Annotated in this window: 14 protein-coding genes; 8 read left to right on the plus strand and 6 right to left on the minus strand. The window is 70.3% G+C overall.

Going from position 1 to position 15,637, the window contains the following annotated elements; genetic code table 11:
* Positions 1-140 precede the first annotated feature (140 nt).
* The 6 genes from pnuC to ABGB21_RS30035 all read left to right on the plus strand — a co-directional run bounded on the left by pnuC (position 141) and on the right by ABGB21_RS30035 (position 7,402).
* Positions 141-788, plus strand: coding sequence for a nicotinamide riboside transporter PnuC (pnuC, locus tag ABGB21_RS30010; RefSeq protein ID WP_347653225.1), 648 nt, complete (start codon positions 141-143; stop codon positions 786-788).
* Positions 789-790: 2 nt separating this feature from the next.
* Positions 791-1,903, plus strand: coding sequence for an AAA family ATPase (locus ABGB21_RS30015; RefSeq protein WP_347653226.1), 1,113 nt, complete (start codon positions 791-793; stop codon positions 1,901-1,903).
* A gap of 62 nt (positions 1,904-1,965) precedes the next feature.
* Positions 1,966-2,892 (plus strand): LysR family transcriptional regulator, encoded by a 927-nt coding sequence (locus ABGB21_RS30020; RefSeq protein WP_347680600.1) that lies wholly within the window; start codon positions 1,966-1,968, stop codon positions 2,890-2,892.
* Between the two features lie 388 nt (positions 2,893-3,280).
* Entirely contained in the window at positions 3,281-4,285 is a 1,005-nt protein-coding gene (locus ABGB21_RS30025; RefSeq protein WP_347653228.1) for a 2-dehydropantoate 2-reductase, read from the plus strand.
* A 364-nt stretch (positions 4,286-4,649) separates the two neighbouring features.
* Positions 4,650-6,374, plus strand: a complete 1,725-nt coding sequence (gcl, locus tag ABGB21_RS30030; protein WP_347653229.1) for a glyoxylate carboligase — start codon at positions 4,650-4,652, stop codon at positions 6,372-6,374.
* Between the two features lie 266 nt (positions 6,375-6,640).
* A complete protein-coding gene (locus ABGB21_RS30035; protein ID WP_347653230.1) occupies positions 6,641-7,402 on the plus strand; it encodes a GntR family transcriptional regulator in 762 nt (253 codons plus the stop codon).
* A 61-nt stretch (positions 7,403-7,463) separates the two neighbouring features.
* Here ABGB21_RS30035 and ABGB21_RS30040 read toward each other — a convergent pair whose 3' ends face one another.
* Positions 7,464-8,213, minus strand: coding sequence for an SDR family oxidoreductase (locus tag ABGB21_RS30040; protein ID WP_347653231.1), 750 nt, complete (start codon positions 8,211-8,213; stop codon positions 7,464-7,466).
* A gap of 33 nt (positions 8,214-8,246) precedes the next feature.
* Positions 8,247-8,834, minus strand: coding sequence for an NAD(P)H-dependent oxidoreductase (locus tag ABGB21_RS30045; protein WP_347653232.1), 588 nt, complete (start codon positions 8,832-8,834; stop codon positions 8,247-8,249).
* Between the two features lie 124 nt (positions 8,835-8,958).
* On the opposite strand from ABGB21_RS30045, the gene ABGB21_RS30050 reads away from it, so the two are divergent.
* Entirely contained in the window at positions 8,959-9,717 is a 759-nt protein-coding gene (locus ABGB21_RS30050) for a TetR/AcrR family transcriptional regulator (protein WP_347653233.1), read from the plus strand.
* 71 nt (positions 9,718-9,788) lie between these two features.
* On the opposite strand, the gene ABGB21_RS30055 is transcribed toward ABGB21_RS30050, so the two are convergent.
* On the minus strand, positions 9,789-11,147 hold the full coding sequence (locus ABGB21_RS30055) for an NAD-dependent succinate-semialdehyde dehydrogenase (protein ID WP_347653234.1): 1,359 nt from the start codon (positions 11,145-11,147) through the stop codon (positions 9,789-9,791).
* 199 nt (positions 11,148-11,346) lie between these two features.
* Positions 11,347-13,080 (minus strand): oxalyl-CoA decarboxylase, encoded by a 1,734-nt coding sequence (gene oxc / locus ABGB21_RS30060; protein ID WP_347653235.1) that lies wholly within the window; start codon positions 13,078-13,080, stop codon positions 11,347-11,349.
* 661 nt (positions 13,081-13,741) lie between these two features.
* Between oxc and ABGB21_RS30065 the strand changes: the two genes are divergently transcribed.
* On the plus strand, positions 13,742-13,951 hold the full coding sequence (locus ABGB21_RS30065) for a hypothetical protein (protein ID WP_347653236.1): 210 nt from the start codon (positions 13,742-13,744) through the stop codon (positions 13,949-13,951).
* 66 nt (positions 13,952-14,017) lie between these two features.
* On the opposite strand, the gene ABGB21_RS30070 is transcribed toward ABGB21_RS30065, so the two are convergent.
* Both ABGB21_RS30070 and ABGB21_RS30075 read right to left on the minus strand, forming a co-directional pair.
* Positions 14,018-15,043 carry a TerC family protein gene (locus ABGB21_RS30070; RefSeq protein ID WP_347653237.1) on the minus strand — a complete coding sequence of 342 codons (1,026 nt, stop codon included), beginning with the start codon at positions 15,041-15,043 and terminating at the stop codon, positions 14,018-14,020.
* 3 nt (positions 15,044-15,046) lie between these two features.
* The gene (locus tag ABGB21_RS30075) at positions 15,047-15,625 is read right to left on the minus strand and encodes a hypothetical protein (RefSeq protein ID WP_347653238.1); all 579 of its coding nucleotides are present in this window, start codon (positions 15,623-15,625) and stop codon (positions 15,047-15,049) included.
* Positions 15,626-15,637 lie beyond the last annotated feature (12 nt).

Raw genomic sequence — 15,637 nt, forward strand, 5'->3', positions numbered from 1 at the left:
GACCCGGGTTCCGCACGGAACCCGGGTCGCCGGCGGCGGCCGTCCGCGGCAGACGGAGGAGGCGCCGGCAACAGCCGTCGCCATCGGGCGGCCCGGCTTCGGCTACCGTGTGTCGACCGACCGGCTGACAAGGAGGAACGGTGCTGGACTGGCTCAACTCGGCGGCGTTCACGGTGTTCGGTGCGCCGACCTCCTGGGCGGAACTGCTCGGCTTCGCCACCGGTCTGCTCTGCGTCTACCTGGTGGTGCGCCAGCACATCGCGAACTGGCCGGTCGGCATCCTCAACGTCCTGCTGCTGATGGTGGTCTTCTGGTCCGCCGGCCTGTACGCCGACGCCGGCCTGCAGATCGTCTACGTGCTGCTCGGCGCGTACGGCTGGTGGTCCTGGACCTTCGGCGGGGCGGGCCGGAGCACGCTGCGGGTACGCCGCACCAGCCGGCCGGAGTGGCTGGGCCTGGCGGTCGCCGGGATCGTACTGACCGGTGCGCTCTGGTACTTCCTGGATCGTTTCACCGGGTCGACGGTGCCGCTGCCGGACGCGCTGACCACCGCGCTCTCGCTGCTGGCGACGTACGGGCAGGCCCGGAAGCTGGTGGAGAGCTGGTGGTTCTGGATCACCGTGGACCTGGTCTACATCCCGCTCTACGGCTACAAGGACCTCTGGCTGACCGCGATCCTCTACCTGGCGTTCCTCGCCCTCTGTGTACTCGGGCTCCGGGCCTGGCGCGCCGACCTGCGCCGGGCCGCCGACGTGCCGGAACCGGCCGGTGCTCCGGCGGTCGCCTGACCATGGCGCCCCGGTTCCGCCACGGTCTGGTGGTCGGCAAGTTCTATCCCCCGCACGCCGGGCACCACCGGCTGGTCGAGAGCGCGGCGGCGGACTGTGCCCGGGTGAGCGTGGTCGTCGCGCCGTCCAGTGTGGAGTCGGTCCCGCTCGCCGACCGGCTGCGCTGGCTGCGTGAGGTGCACGCCTCGACACCCTGGGTCCGGTTTGTCGGTGTCGTCGACGACCACCCGGTGGACTACGCCGACCCCGGGGCCTGGGACGCGCACTGCGCGGTGTTCCGCCGGGCGGTCGGCGACGCCGTCGTCGACGCCGTGTTCAGCTCCGAGGCGTACGGCGAGGAGTTGGCCCGACGGTTCGCCGCCACCCATGTCTGCGTGGACCGCGACCGGGCCATCGTACCGGTCTCCGGCACCGCGGTCCGGGCCGATCCGGTCGCGTACTGGCACCACCTCGCGCCCCCGGTCCGGGCCTGGTTCACCCGCCGGGTGGTCGTGGTCGGCGCCGAGTCCACCGGGACGACCACGCTCTCCCGCGCGCTCGCCGCCGCGCTACGCGCCCGGGGCGGGGTCTGGGCCGACACCCGCTGGGTGCCGGAGTACGGCCGTGAGCTGACCGCACGGAAGCTGGCCGCGCTCCGCGCGGTCGACCCGGCCGCGACCGTCTTCGACGTGACCTGGGGTCCGGAGGACTTCGTCGAGGTGGTACGGGCCCAGAACGCCGCCGAGGAGTCGGCCGCCCGGGACGGGTCGCCGATCCTGGTCTGTGACACCGACGCCCGGGCGACCGCGGTCTGGGAGGAGCGTTATCTCGGGGCCACCTCGCCGGCGGTCCGGGCGGCGGCCGGAATGGCCGACCTCTACCTGCTCACCGACCACGAGGGCGTGCCCTTCGAGGATGACGGGCTGCGCGACGGTGCGCACCTGCGGGGCTGGATGACCGACCGGTTCCGGGCCGAGCTGCACGCCGCCGGAGCCCCGTTCATCCTGCTCACCGGCGCACCCGAGGTACGCCTGGCCGCCGCGCTGGAGGCCTGCGACGCGTTGCTGGCCCGGGGCTGGGCGCTGGCCGATCCGCTGCCGGCCAGGGGCACGGAGGTTTCGTCGACCGGGGCCTGACCCGGACCCACCGTACCGATGTTTACTTGGCCCGGAGGCCGGGCGGAGAGGAGTGGTCGGCGATGTTCCTGCGCCAGTTGGAGTACCTCACCGCGTTGGCCCGGGAGCAGCATTTCGGCCGGGCGGCGGCGGCCTGCTGGGTCAGTCAGCCCACCCTCTCCGACGGGATCCGCAAGCTGGAGGCGGAGTTCGGCGTCTCGGTGGTCCGCCGGGGGCACCGGTTCGAGGGCTTCACCCCGGAGGGCGAACGGCTGCTGGCCTGGGCCCGGCGTCTGCTCGCCGACCGGGACCAGTTGGTGGCGGAGTTCGGCCGGGCCAGCCACCAGGGTCTGACCGGGCGGTTGCGACTCGGTGCGGTGCCGGCCTCGTTGCCGCCGGTCTCGCTGCTCACCGGCCCGTTCTGCGAACTGCATCCGGGGACCAGTCTGACCGTACTCTCGCTGACCTCCGCGGAGATCCACCGTCGGCTGATCGACTTCGAACTGGACGCCGGGCTGACCTATCTCACCGGTGAGCCGCTCGCCGGGTTCCGGACGATTCCGCTCTACGACGAGCGTTACGTCCTGCTGACCAGCCAGGGCGGCGAGTTCGCGGAACGTACCGAGGTGGGCTGGGCGGAGGTCGCCGGGCTGCCGCTCTGCCTGCTCACCCCGGACATGCAGCACCGACGCATCCTCGACGACCTGTTCCTGCGGGCCGGGGTGGCGGTCACCCCGCGGATGGAGACGAACTCGGTCTCCACGCTCTGCTCGCACGTCCGGGGTGGCAACTGGGCGAGTGTCATCCCGCAGGCCTGGCTGGGGCTGTTGGGGGTACCGCCCGGGACGCGGGTGCTGCCGTTGGTCGAGCCGACCGCGACCAGCACGGTCGGGCTGCTGGTGCTGGACCGCGATCCGCAGCCGCTGGTCACCAGCGCGTTGATCCGGGTGGCCGAGGACCTCGACCTGCAGTCCGACATCGACGCGTTGGTGCCGGCGGAGGCAGTCTGACCTGCATCGATAGGTACGACCGATCGGCCGTTCGGGGATTGCTCATTGTTCCGCCCGGGCTGGTCGACCACCCTGGTGGGTGAGGCGTGACCGTCCGGCGACCGGGCCACGGGCCGGACGGCGTACCCGCCCCGGGGCAGGGCACAAAACATCCACCGGAGCGGTGGGGCCCGTGTCGGTGGACGGCCGACGCGGGCCCTTGGGCGACAGCCCGCTTTCCGCCATGCCCGGGTTCGGAATGGTCGCCGGAGAAACGTACCGGCGACTGCCGGGGAAAGAGACAGGTTGACCTGGGGCGGCAGCTCGAAGGCTTGCCAGCCTCACCAGTAATTGCATACTGTACTCAACATAACGCATACAGGTAAGTCCTTTGTGAAGGGAGCTGCCCGTGCGAGTTGCAGTGCTCGGAGCCGGTGCCATCGGCGCGTATGTCGGCGCGGCCCTGTGTCGGGCCGGAGTGGATGTCCATCTGATCGCCCGTGGGGCACACCTGGCCGCACTACGGACCCGAGGGGTCCGGGTGCTCAGCCCTCGGGGGGACTTCTCCGCCCATCCGCACGCGACCGACGATCCCGGCGAGGTCGGCCCGGTGGACTACGTCTTCCTCGGCCTCAAGGCCCATTCGTACGCCTCGGCGGGGCCGCTGCTCGAACCCCTGCTCGGACCGGAGACCGCACTGGTGGCCGGGCAGAACGGCATTCCGTGGTGGTACTTCCACAAGCTCGCCGGCCCGTACGAGAACCACCGCATCGAGGCGGTCGACCCGGGGGGCGCCACCTCCGCGGTGATGGCGCCGGAACGGGCGATCGGGTGTGTGGTCTACCCGGCGACCGTGATCGAGTCCCCCGGGGTGATCCGGCACCTGGAGGGCACCCGGTTCTCCATCGGCGAACCGGACGAGACGATCTCCGACCGGTGCGTACGGTTCAGCGAGGCGATGATCGCCGGCGGCCTGAAGTGTCCGGTCGAACGACACCTCCGAGACGACATCTGGATCAAGCTGATGGGCAACGTGGCGTTGAACCCGCTCAGCGCGCTCACCCGGGCCACCATGGTGGAGATGTGTGAGCACCTCGGCACCCGGCGGGTGATCGAACGGATCATGGAGGAGACGCTCGACATCGCGCACCGGGTCGGCAGCACTCCGGAGATCTCCATCGCGAAACGGATCGACGGCGCGCAGCGGGTCGGCCACCACAAGACCTCGATGCTGCAGGACCTCGAGGCCGGCAAGGAGATGGAACTCGACGCCATCGCGGCCGCGGTGGTGGAGATGGCCGACATCACCGGCGCACCCGCCCCGACCCTGCGGACCATCTACTCCGCCACCGACCTGCTGGGCCGGACCATGCTGGCCAGGCGGGCCGAGGCCCCGGCCATGCGCGCGGCCTGACCCCTCCCCCGTCGGACGGACCGACCGCCGGGAACCGGCAGGTCGCCCGCGAGCCGCAGAACCCGTGACCGCTCCGGTACGCCGACCGGGCGGAACCCCGACCAGGTGACCACCCCACCCGGCGGCGGTGCCGCAGAGTCTTGCACTGTAAGTGCCGACCGCATACTGTATGCACATTCGCCAACGCGTATCCGCACCGCAGACCCGGTGCCGGTCACCACCAGGCGGGCCGTCGGCGCCCCGGACCCCACCCCATCCCCCGTCCCGGACCGGCGAGCCCGCCCGATCCACAGGACACCCGATGCCCCGGAGGCTCCCGTGCCCCTGACCACCCACGCCCACTATCCGGAGGTCTGACTACCCCATGGCAAAGATTCCCTGCATGGACGCGGTCGTCGCGGTGCTCCAGTCGGAGGGCGTGGACGTCGTCTTCGGCTGCCCCGGCGCGGCGATCCTGCCGCTGTACGCGGCGATGCGTAAGACCGACATGCGGCACCTGATCGTCCGCCACGAGGAGGGCGCCACCCACATGGCGGACGGCTGGGCCCGGACCAACGGCAGGGTCGGGGTGGCGATCGGCACGTCCGGCCCGGCCGGCACCAACATGATCACCGGTCTCTACACCGCCCAGGCGGACTCCATCCCGATGATCTGCATAACCGGCCAGGCACCGACCAACAAACTCCACCAGGAGGCGTTCCAGGCGGTCGACATCGTGGAGATCGCCAAGCCGGTGACGAAGTGGGCGGTGCAGGTCAAGGAGGCCGCCCAGGCGCCCTGGATCTTCCGGGAGGCGTTCCGGATCGCCCGCTCCGGGCGTCCGGGGCCGGTGCTGATCGACCTGCCGATCGACGTACAGCGGCAGGAGATCGAGTGGGACGCCTCGATCGACGCCCCGCTGCCGGTGCCGGTGGTCGAACCGCACCCGCCCCGGGTCGAGCGCGCCCTCGACATGCTGCTGGCCGCCGAGCGCCCGCTGATCCTGGCCGGCGGCGGCGTCATCATCGGCGAGGCCGGCGACCTGCTGCGCGAGGTCGCGGAGCTGCTGACCGTGCCGGTGCAGGTCACCCTGATGGGCAAGGGCGCGATCCCGGAGGACCACGACCTGTTCGCCGGGATGACCGGCATCCAGACCACCCAACGCTACGGCAACGCATCGTTCCTGGAATCCGACCTGGTCCTGGCGCTCGGCGCCCGGTTCGGCGACCGACACACCGGTGACCTGGAGACCTACCGGGCCGGGCGGAAGTTCATCCACGTCGACATCGAGCCGACCCAGCTCGGCAAGGTCTTCGGCCCGGACCTCGGCGTGGTGTCGGACACCAGGGCGTTCCTGGTGGCACTGCGCGACGCGGCCCGGCGCCGCGCCGCGCTGCCGGACCGCGGCGAGTGGGTCGCCCGGGTACGCCAGTTGCGCCGCACCCTGGTCCGTCGGGACGACTTCGACTCGGTGCCGATCAAGGCACCCCGGGTGTTCCGGGAGATCAACGAATTCTTCGGCCCGGACACCTACTTCGTCACCGCGATCGGTCTCTACCAGATCTGGTCCGGCCAGTTCCAGAATGTCTACAAGCCCCGGCACTACCAGGTCTGCGGGCAGGCCGGTCCGCTCGGCTGGGAGATTCCGGCGGCGATCGGGGTGAAGTCGGCGAAACCCGATGCCGAGGTGGTCGGGGTGGTCGGCGACTATTCGTTCCAGTTCCTGGTGGAGGAACTCGCGGTCGCCGCGCAGTACAACATCCCGTTCGTCCTGGTGATGTTGAACAACGAGTATCTCGGACTCATCCGGCAGGCCGAGATCGGCTACGACATGAACTACGAGGTCGACATCCACTACGACGAGTACGGCACGGACAACGTCAAGGTGATGGAGGCGTACGGCTGTTCCGGCCGCCGGGTGACCCGGCCCGGTGAGATCGCCGACGCGCTGGCCTGGGCCAGCAAGGAGTCGAAGCGGACCAGCCGTCCGGTGCTGGTCGAGGTGATGATCGAGCGGGAGGCGAACACCGCGCACGGGCTGAGCATCGCGCAGGTCAACGAGTTCGAGCCGGTTCCGGAGATCGAGTACCGGGACGGCCTCGCCGGCTGAATTCCGGCTCCCGGCGCGGCGCGCTCCGTCGAGCCGTCGCCATTCACCATCGTCAAACCCAATGTCGGGGCGGACGGCCGAGCCGTCCGCCCCGACGGCACCACCGGGAAAGCTTCCCGGCCGGGGTCACCGGATGTCGATTTCACCGGAAGTCGTCGCGGTCACGTACCGCCGGCGACGTCATTGCATGTCGGCGACTGTATGCTATAGCCCAGGTTCGGACGCGAGCAGCGTCCGATTCGTTCTTTCGCGGCCGGAGGTAGTCGATGACAGATTGGGGAGGCTCGTCCTCGCCAGCCGCCAGCGGCGGCGGGCGCCGCCGGCTCGCCGCCACCCGCGGCCAGAGCCGGGCCGCCCGGCAACCGCTGGAGCGTCCCGCACCGCTGCGCCAGGCGGTTTACGACGTCATCGCCGAAATGATCATCAACCGGGAACTGCGACCTGGTGAGCACCTCGTCGAGAACGAGCTCGCCGCCCAACTCGGCGTCAGCCGGCAACCCGTCCGGGAGGCGCTGCAGCGCCTGCAGAGCGAGGGCTGGGTCGACCTGCGCCCGGCTCTCGGTGCCTTCGTACACGTACCCACCGAGGAGGAGGCCGACCAACTGCTGGCCACCCGTACCCTGCTGGAGACCGAGTCCGCCCGGTTGGCCGCGAAGCACGTCACCGACGCGCACGTCGAGCGGCTGCACGAACTGCAGGCGGCCGGCGAGAAGGCGCTGAGCGACAACGACCAGTCCGGCCTGGTCGCCGCGAACGCGGCCCTGCACGCGTACGTGGTCAGCATGTCCGGCAACAAGGTGCTGGCCGAGCTGATCGCCATGGTGGACCGTCGGGTCCGGTGGTACTACGCGCCGATCGCCCAGTCCCGGGGCCGGGAGGCGTGGGACGAGCACGCGGCGCTGATCGAGGTGATCGCCGGCCGGAACAGTAGGCGGGCCGCCGAGCTGATGCGCAAGCACACCGAGCGCACCCGGGAGAGCTACCACCAGCGGCGCAAGGAGGCCGCCGAGCGGGAGGCCCTGGCCTGACGGGGAGCCCTTTCCGCGTCCCGTTCGTGGAAGGGCTCCCCGGCCTGACGGGCGGCACCGGTTACAACAGGGTGCCGCCCGAGACATCGATCCACTGGCCGGTCACCCAGCGACTGTCCACGGAGGCCAGAAAGGCCACCGTGTCGGCGACGTCCTCGGCCGTACCCAGTCGACCCATCGGGGACAGGGACGACAACCAGGCCCGGGTGTCGCCGACCAGGCGCCCCTGGTGCATGTCGGTGTCGATGACCCCCGGCGCCACGGTGTTGACGGTGATGGCGCGCGGCGCCAACTGCTTGGCCAGGGTCGCGGTGAAGACGTCGAGCGCGCCCTTGGACATGGCGTAGACGATCGACCTCGGCATCGCGGAACCGCGGGTCAGCATCGTGGAGACGTTGACGATCCGGCCGCCGTCCCGCAGTCGTCGCAGTCCCTGCTGGGTGATGAAAAACGGTGCCCGGGCGTTGACCGCGAAGACGTGGTCGAAGGCGGCGTCGCTCACGTCCCCGATCTCCTGCGGGTCGCCGAGGATCCCCGCGTTGTTGACCAGGATGTCCAGCCCGTCCGCCTGCGCGTCGAACTCCGCCCAGAGCGCCGCGGCATCCCCGGGTACGCCGAGTTCGGCGTGTACGGCGAAGGCCTGCCCACCGGCCCCCTCGATCATCGAGACGGTCTCCTTCGCCGCCGCCGCGTTGCTGCCGTAGTGCACGGCGACCCGGGCGCCGTCCTGGGCCAGGCGCTGGGCGATCGCCCGGCCGATTCCCCTGCTGCCGCCGGTGACCAGCGCCGTCCTGCCGGCACGTGTGCTCATGACTGGTTCGCCTCTCGATCTGTCGCGTCTGGATCAGGCCTGGTAGGGGGCGGTGCTCCGGGCGTGCTTCAGCGCCCGGGCCCACCAGGTCACCTGGTCGAGCAGGGTCGTGGCGGCGGTGGCGGGACCCTCCGGGTCCTTGGGCCTGCCCTCGCCGTCGAACTGGCTCCAGGCACCGTGGAAGCTGACCGTGTCCCGGGTGGTGACGGCGTGGAGTTCCGCGAAGACCAGCCGCAGGTGCTCGACGGCACGCAGTCCGCCGGCGAGCCCGCCGTACGACACGAACGCCACCGGCTTGGCGTGGAACTGGACGTTGTGCCAGTCGATCACGTTCTTCAGGGCCGCCGGATAACTGTGGTTGTACTCCGGGGTCACCACGACGAAGGCATCGGAGGCCGCCAGTCGTGGGGTCAGGACACCGAGGGCACGCAGCGTCTGTGCCGACGGCGACCTCGACGGCGCCTCCGGACCGAGCGGCACCTCGGCCAGGTCGACCAGGTCGACCAGCACGTCGTCGCGGCGTTGCGCCTCGGCCACGAACCAGTTGGCCACGGTCGGGCCGAACCGTCCGTCCCGGACACTGCCCAGGATGACGGCGAGTCTCAGCCGGTTGTCGGACATGTCTGCTCCTCAGGCGGAAGTGGATCGAAGGGGTGTGGCCGCACCCGGAACAATTCGCGTACGTCGTACCCGAAATGAACGCTAGCCATTTGGGTACGATGTACGCAAGAGAACGGAGGGTGTGATGTCCGACAACAGCCGGGCCAGCATCTGGATGTCCCCGGAGCGGGTCGAGCGGTCCGGTCCTGGGCGACGGCCCGGCTACAGCCGGGCACAGATCACCCAGGTAGCCATCCGGATCGCGGACGCCGAGGGGCTGGACGCGGCGACCATGCGGCGGATCGCCCAGGAACTCGGCACCGGCGCGATGTCGCTGTACCGCTACGTGCCGAAACGCGACGACCTGATCGACCTCATGGTGGACGCGGTGACGGGCGAGATCGACCTGCCCGAGCGGCCCGGCGGGGACTGGCGGGCCGACCTCTCGCTGGTGGCGCACCAGTCCCGCGCCGTGGGGCTGCGTCACCCGTGGCGGGCCACGCTGGCCCGACGCCCCACCCTCGGGCCCCACTCGCTTCGGGTCTACGACTTCGCGCTGCGCGCCCTCGACGGGTTCGGCCTGCACATCGACGAGATCACCAGCCTGTACGGCATGGTCGGCGACTACGTCGCCAGCGCCGTCCGCGACGAGATCGGCTGGCTCGACCAGGCCCGGCACACCGGCATGGACCGCGAGCGGTGGATGAGCGAGTACGTCGGCCCGTACGTCGGACACGTCGTCGCGTCCGGCCGCTACCCGATGTTCAACCGGACGATCCGCGAGGGGCGGCTCGCGCACCTGTCCCCCGACGCACGCTTCCGGTACGGGCTGGACCACGTGCTCAACGGGATCGCCGCCGCCCTGGCCGGCCGGAACCAGGACCGCGGCCCGGGCACCGGGTGACCGGCGCCCGGACCGCGGCCGGGTGCGACGACTACTCGTCCGTCGTCACTGCCTCACAGGTCGTCACGGCCTCACAGCCGGATGGACTTCTTGTTCATGAACTCCTCGATGCCGGCCGGGCCGAGTTCCCGGCCCACCCCGGAGCGCTTGATCCCGCCGAACGGCAGGTCGGCCTGCGAGCCACCGGCGCTGTTCAGATACACCATGCCGGACTCGATCTGCTCGGCGACCCGGCGCAACCGGTCCGGATCGGTGCCCCAGACACTGGCGCCGAGCCCGAACGGCGAGTCGTTCGCGATCGCGACCGCCTCCTCCTCGGTCTGGGCGCGGAAGACCACCACCACGGGGCCGAAGATCTCCTCGTGGTAGGCGTCCATTTCGGGGGTCACGTCGGTGAGCACGGTGGCCTCGAGATAGGCGCCCGGGTCGATGCGACGCCCGCCGGTGCGTAGTGTGGCGCCCTGCTGGACCGCCTTCTCGATCTGACCGGCCACCTCGTCGGCCGCCGCGACCGACGCCAGCGGCGGCAACTTCGTCGCGGGGTCGCGGGGGTCGCCGGGTACGAAGGTCTCGGCCACGTGCTTGGTCAACCGGTCGACGAACTCCTCGTAGATGTCGGCGAGCACGATCATCCGCTTCGGCGAGTTGCACGACTGGCCGCAGTTGCGCATCCGGGCGGTGGCGGTCGCCTTCACCGTCCGGTCCATGTCGTCGGTGTCCAGCAGGACCAGCGGGTCGGACCCGCCGAGTTCCAGGACGACCTTCTTCAGATGCTTCCCGGCCTCGGCGGCGACCGAGATGCCGGCCCGCTCGCTGCCGGTCAGGGAGACGCCCTGGATGCGGGGGTCCGCGAGGATCCCGGGGATCTGCCTGCTGGACGCGAAGATGTTCACGTACGCGTCCTCCGGCACTCCGGCGTCGTGCAGTACCCGTTCGAACGCGGCCGCCGACCGGGGGCAGATCGAGGCGTGTTTCAGCAGGATGGTGTTGCCGAGGACCAGGTTCGGCGCCGCGAACCGGGCGATCTGGTAGCAGGGGAAGTTCCACGGCATGACCCCGAGCAGCGCCCCGATGGGGTTCTTGGTGATGACGGCCCTGCCGCCCCTGATCTCCAGTGGCTCGTCGGCCAACAGCGCGGGGCCGTTGTCGGCGTAGTACCGGAAGATGTCGACGACCACGCCGATCTCGCCGCGACCCTCGTTGATCCGCTTGCCCATCTCCAGCGTCATGATCGCCGCCAGTTCGTCGGCGCGCTCGGCGAACAGGTCCGCCGCCCTCGACACGATGGTGGCCCGCTCGGCGACCGACCGGCGCCGCCACGACAGGTACCCATGGTGGACGCGGTCGATCGCTTCCCGGACCTCCTCCTCGGTCGCGTTCTCGATCTTCTCGACCAGTTCACCCGTCGCTGGGTCGGTGACTGTGTACATGGGGATCCGAGCCCTCCGTTCTTGACCACGGTCGCGCATCGGCCGGCCGCTCACCCGCACCGCGGGTTCGTCGCGGCGAAGGGGCGTTGCTCACCGGGGCGCCTGAGCGAGATGTCCGACGCCGTCCACGCCGACGCCGACGGTGCGGTGCGCCCCGGTCACCGGGGCGCACCGTGGAACACAGGACAGCCGGTCGTCCTCAGCGCTGGACCGTGATGCCCTTCGGGTTGAGGTGGGCGATGTTGCCACTCTCGGTCCCGTCGGCGGGGTCGATGACGCAGTCGATGAGCGCGGGCCGCCGCGCCGCCAGGGCCTCGCGCAGCGCGGCGGTGACCTCCGCCGGCGTCGTCGCCCGATAGCCCTTGCCCCCGAAAGCGCTGATCATGACGTCGTGGCGGGCCGTGAGGGCGGTCGGTGCCGGGTCTGCCGACGGTGACGCCTCGTCGCCGCGGTAGACGCCGCTGTTGTTCAGCACCACCGTGACGATGGGCAGGTTGTAGCGGCAGATCGTCTCGATCTCCATGCCGCTGAAGCCGAACGCGCTGTCGCCCTCGATGGCGACGACCGGGTCTCCGCTCTCGACCGCGGCGGCGATCGCGAACCCCATGCCGATGCCCATCACGCCCCAGGTGCCGCTGTCCAGGCGGTGTCGCGGCACCGACATACCGATGGTGTTACGGGCCAGGTCCAGCGCGTTCGCACCCTCGTTGACGACGTACGCCCGCGGGTTCTCCGCCAGGACGTCGCGGATGGCCTGCAGCGCGCCCAGGAACTTCATCGGATGTGCCGTCTCGGCGGCCTTGAGGCGCTTCGCCATCTTGTCGACGTTCGCCGCGGAGCGGGCCGAGAGCTCGTCGCGCCACTGGGCCGGGACCGTGATCTGGCCGGGTTTGGTCCGATCGATCAGGGCCTGCAGCACCGAACCGACGTCACCGACGAGCGGCGCCGCGATGGGCTGGTTGCTGTCCAACTCGGTGCTGGCGATGTCCACCTGGATGAACTTGGCGTCCGGGTCCCACTGCGGCGCGTCGCCGTGTCCGAGCAGCCAGTTCAGCCGCGCGCCGACGAGCATCACGACGTCGGCCCGGCGCAGTGCCAGCGACCTGGTGCTGGCCACCGACTGCGGGTGGTCGTCGGGCAGCAGCCCCTTCGCCATCGACATGGGCAGGTAGGGCACCCCGGTACGCTCGACGAACTCGCGGACCTGCTCGTCCGCCTGCGCGTACGCGGCGCCCTTGCCGAGCACGACGAGCGGCCGCTCGGCGTTCGCGAGCAGTTCGATGGCGCGGTCCAGGGCCGCGGGTTCCGGCAGCTGACGCGGTGCCGGGTCGACGACCTGCCACAGCGACGCCGCGCCCAGGTCCGCGTCGATGACCTCGCCGAGGACCGCCGCCGGAATGTCGAGGTAGACGCCGCCCGGTCGTCCGGAGACGGCGGTACGGATCGCGCGGGCCACGCCGCGGCCGATGTCCTCGGCCCGGTGTACGCGGTATGCCGCCTTGGCGAACTGTCGGGCCGCCGCCAGCTGGTCCATCTCCTCGTAGTCGCCCCGCTGCAGATCGACCAGGTGCCGCTCGCTGGATCCGGAGATCTGCACCATGGGGAAGCAGTTCACGGTGGCGTTGGCGAGGGCCACCAGCCCGTTGAGGAAGCCCGGCGCGGAGACGGTCAGGCAAATTCCCGGCTTTTTTGTCAGGAAGCCGGCCGCGGCCGCCGCATGCCCGGCGGCGCTCTCGTGCCGGAAGCCGATGAACCGGATGTCGGACGCCTGTGCCAGGCGGGCCAGGTCGGTGATCGGGATGCCGACGACGCCGTAGATGGCGTCGACCTCGTTGAGCTTGAGCGCGTCGACGACCAGATGGATTCCGTCGGTGAGTTTCTTCGCACCTACGGCGCCGTCAGCTTCTGATTCCCGGACGGAAGCGATGGTCATGATCAGAGTCCTCCATCGTGGTCATGCGACCGCTGTATGCATATGCAATCCAGACGCCGGCCGTCGGGGTCGACCGACACCCTCCCCCTCGCCGTCCCCAGAATTGCATACCGTATGGGGTAGGCAATAATCGTGGACCATGTAACAGCGGAGTGTCTAGGGGGTAGCAGGCACGTTTTCCGGGCAGCCGCCGGCCCGCCAGTGCCGGCCTGGTCACGGGGAACGCGACGGTCCCGGCGGTGGCTTTGGTCACTAGATCGTCTTTTGTATACCGCAGGCGGTATCCTGGAAGCGCACAACATGGGACCTGTCAACGGACAGGACGAGCACTGAGCAGGTTTGTGGTGGAACGACACCGGGTAGCTCCACACAGGAGGCGAACCGTACCGTTGACACCACCGATCCGGGACGCAACGCCGCGGCCCCGTCCGGTCGTCGCGGGTATCCCCCGTTCACGGCCGATCCGGCGACAGACCCCGCCGCCACCCGAGGAGAACGTGGCGACGGCAAACCCGGCGACCCGGAGTGTGCCCGGCCCCACCAGGCACATCCGGGTGTCCTGCCGGACCACCGACCCGTACGGCGCAACGCCGCCGGTCCGGTGCGCACAGTCCCGGGAAGCGTCGTTTCCCGGGAAGACCAATCAATCAGGGGTGATGTCATGACCACCTGGCGAACGTTCTCGCGTTCCCTGACCCGCCTGAGCGACCGCCTGGCCCTGCCGACCGGTTTCCCGGCCGACGGCCGCTCCCTCGGCCTCGGCCTGGCCGCCGCGCTGGAGAACCAGCGTCGGGCCGCCCGGCCGAGCGACGAGGAGATCGAGCGCTTCCTCCGGGGCTCCGCCTCGGAGGAGGACCTGCTCAAGGTCTGACGGGCAGCTCGGTCAGGCCGCCGGTGCGCGGCCTGACCGAGCATCCGGTACGGACCTCGTCCCGCCTCAGACCTTGTCCCGCTCCGCCGCCACCGGATCGGGGGCGTCGGCGATATCCGCCTCCGTACCCTCCGTGGCGGCGGTCGGCCGTTGCCGCTGCTCCCGCCGGGACACCGCCAGGCTCGCCACCGTGGTGACCACCAGGGTCCCGAGGATGACCCCGAGCGAGACGGCGATCGGCACCTCCGGCGCCCAGGAGACGCCGTCATGGTGCAGGGCCTCCATCACCAGCTTCACCCCGATGAAGGCCAGGATGATCGCCAGCCCCTTGCTGAGGTACACCAGCCGGTCCAGCAGCCCGCCGATCAGGAAGTAGAGCTGCCGTAGGCCCATCAACGCGAAGGTGTTCGCGGTGAAGACCAGGTACGGCTCCTGGGTCAGGCCGAAGATCGCCGGAATGGAGTCCAGGGCGAACAGCAGGTCGGTGGTACCGATGGCGATCATGACGATCAGCATCGGCGTCACCATCATCCGCCCGTCCACCCTGGCCAGCACCGACGAGCCACGGTAGCCGTCGGTGGTCGGCAGGATCCGCTTCATCGTCCGCAGCGCGACGTTCTCGGAGAACTCGTCCTCGTGCTGCGGACCGACCAGCTTGATCGCGGTGTAGATCAGGAACGCGCCGAAGATGTAGAACAGCCAGTCGAACCGGGTGATGGCCTGGGCGCCGGCCGCGATGAAGACGGCCCGCATCAGCAGCGCCAGCACGATGCCGATCAGCAGCACCTTCTGCCGGTATTTCAGGGGTACCGCGAACCGGCTCATGATGATGACGAAGACGAACAGGTTGTCGACGCTCAGCGAGTACTCGGTGAGCCAGCCGGCGAAGAACTGCCCGCCGTACGACGTGCCCTGGGTTCCCATGATCACGAACCCGAAGACGACCGCCGCCAGTACGTAGAAGCTCACCCAGGCGACGCACTCCCGGAAGGACGGGTCACGTGGATTACGGGCGACCAGGTAGAAGTCGAAGGCGATCATCACGAGGAAGCCGCCGATCGTGACGGCCCACACCCAGACCGGTAGGTTCATGAACTACTCCTTGGGGCCAGTTCGAAACAGGGCCGGTCGGCCCGTCGCGCGGGCGGTCGCCCGGGTCCGCCGTCGGCTCTCCCGGGCCCGGTACTGCGCCTCGGCGTGCCGGAGGTAGAAGCCGTACAGCCGGTCGGCGGCGGGGTTGCGGTGCCGGATCCGACGCAGCCAGTACGGCGCGATCCGCTCGTGCAGCCAACTGAACCCGATGGCGAAACCGAGACTGACGATCGCCTGGTAGACGAGGAACCCGAGGACGTCCGGCGGCAGGGCCGGCCGGCCTGCGAGAAGCAGGCCGGCCAGCACCTCGTGCAGCAGCCGGGCGATCGGGAACGCCACCAGCCAGAAGAGCGCCGCCGGGGCGAACACCCCGGGCGACAGGACGCCGCGCGCCTGCAGCAGCCCGTACCCGGCACCGGCCAGCGCCAGCGGTAGGCCGAGGCCGAGGCCGGCGGCCAGGGCCCAGCCACCGGACTGGCCGGCGATCAGGGCCATTCCGGCGGTGGCCAGCCCGCCGAGAAGCCCGATCGCGGCCCCCGGCGTGGCGAGTTCGGTCAGCTGCCGTAGACGGTCAGCAGTCATCACAGGTCCTCG

This window comes from Plantactinospora sp. B24E8, from assembly GCF_039871735.1.
Taxonomy (GTDB): Bacteria; Actinomycetota; Actinomycetes; order Mycobacteriales; family Micromonosporaceae; genus Plantactinospora.